Here is a 1,679-nt window from a genome sequence, read left to right on the forward strand (position 1 = left end):
ACCACCACCGGCGCGCACGGCACCGAGAGCGCGAGCTACGCCTGGCTCAACAACGGCCAGATCGGGTCGATGAGCACCAGTGCGGGGGGCATCACCACTACCCAGAGCTCGAGCTACGACCTTACCGGCAACAAGCTTGCCGAATATTCCACCCGCGCCGGCGTGGTGATCCAGAACGCCACCGCCACCTATGACGCGCTGAACCGGCTCGTCACCTGGTCGGAATCGGGCAGCGATGCGAGCATCACCCCGGCGGCCTCCTCGACGTACGAATATGACGCCAATTCCAACGTCATGCGCACGCTGAGCAGCTTCCGCTACCTGGACCAGAACGGCGCGGCGCTGGGGTTCGTGGCGACGAAGGACGATGTCTATCGCTACGACACGATGAACCGCATGGTGCGGGGCGGGGGCGTGGACATCGCCTATGACGTTGCAGGCCAGCGGGTTCGGGTGGCGACCTGGTCGGACGGGTTGACGTGGACGGGGTGGCGTGCGCGTGCGCCGGGTTCGGGGCAGATCGTGCTGGCCGACGATCCGTCGATGTATGAATGGCAGGGCTATAACTGGACCCCGGCGGGGCGTGCGACCTATTCGGGCCAGGTGGTCGAGACCTATAGCTACACGGCGGACGGTCAGCTCGAGCAGGTCTGGGTGTCGGCGGAGCAGGCGAGCGCCAATGGCGGCCCCTTCGTCCAGGCCAACGGGACGTTCGGCCCGGCGGTGCGGCGGGCGGCGTTCGCCTATGACCTGCAGGGGCGGCTGACCGGCCAGACCGATTACGAGGCGGACGGGACGACGGTGGCCTATAGCCGCAGCGAGCTGTGGTACGATGCGGCGGGCCGGCTCTATCACGAGATGCAGGTGGTGCGGCAGGGCGCGGACACGCTGCTGACCTATCTCGACACCGGCTATGGCGCGGGGACGGGGGGCTATGCGCTGGGCGCGGTGACGAGCGTGAGCGCAGTGACGTTCAAGAACGGCTCGAACAGCGCGGTGCCCGATACGCTGACGACGAACGGCTTTGCCTGGTTCGACGGGGCGGTGCAGGCATCGGTGGCGTACAAGCCGGATGCGTCGGGCTCGAGCGTGTTCACGACGAGCTATGGGCTGAGCGCGGGCGGGCTGACGAACAGCGCCTATATCGCGGACGGGCGGCCGCGCGAGGTGCGCTTCGTGCTGGACGCGGCGGGGCAGGCGATCCGGCGGGACGAGGCGGACAACAACGTGTCGCTGGGGGATCCGCACCAGCTCTGGTACCGGTTCAACGGGCGCGAGATGGGCAATGTCACCAACGACAATGTCGATGCGGCGTATCTGAGCTCGATCGCGAGCCGTCAGACGGCGGCGGGGACGGGGGCGTTCCGGAACGGCGCGCTGACGGGCGGCGGGCGTGCGGTGTTCGGAGAGGCATATCGGGCGCTGACGAGCTACAGCCAGGGCGGCGCGGGCGGCAGCTACGAGGCGCAGGGCGGCGAGACGCTGGAGGGCGTGGCGGCGCAGCTGTGGGGCGACGGGGCGCTCTGGTACCGGCTGGCGGAGGCGAACGGGCTGTCGGTGTCGGCGACGCTGGTGGCGGGGCAGCGGCTCACCATCCCGGCGGGGGTGATGCGCAGTTCGAACAGCGCGGCGACGTTCAAGCCCTATGACCCGGCCGAAGCGCTGGGCAGCCTCAGCCC

At 69.1% G+C, this 1,679-nt stretch carries 1 protein-coding gene; it reads left to right on the forward strand.

Annotation, left to right across the window (positions count from 1 at the left end; all coding sequences use genetic code 11):
• Positions 1-1,679 (forward strand): LysM domain-containing protein (locus tag J0J01_RS00030; protein WP_296378034.1); only part of this gene is annotated, 1,679 nt, incomplete at both ends.

The sequence above is a fragment of the Reyranella sp. genome (genome assembly GCF_017305915.1).
In the GTDB taxonomy this organism is placed as follows: domain Bacteria; phylum Pseudomonadota; class Alphaproteobacteria; order Reyranellales; family Reyranellaceae; genus Reyranella.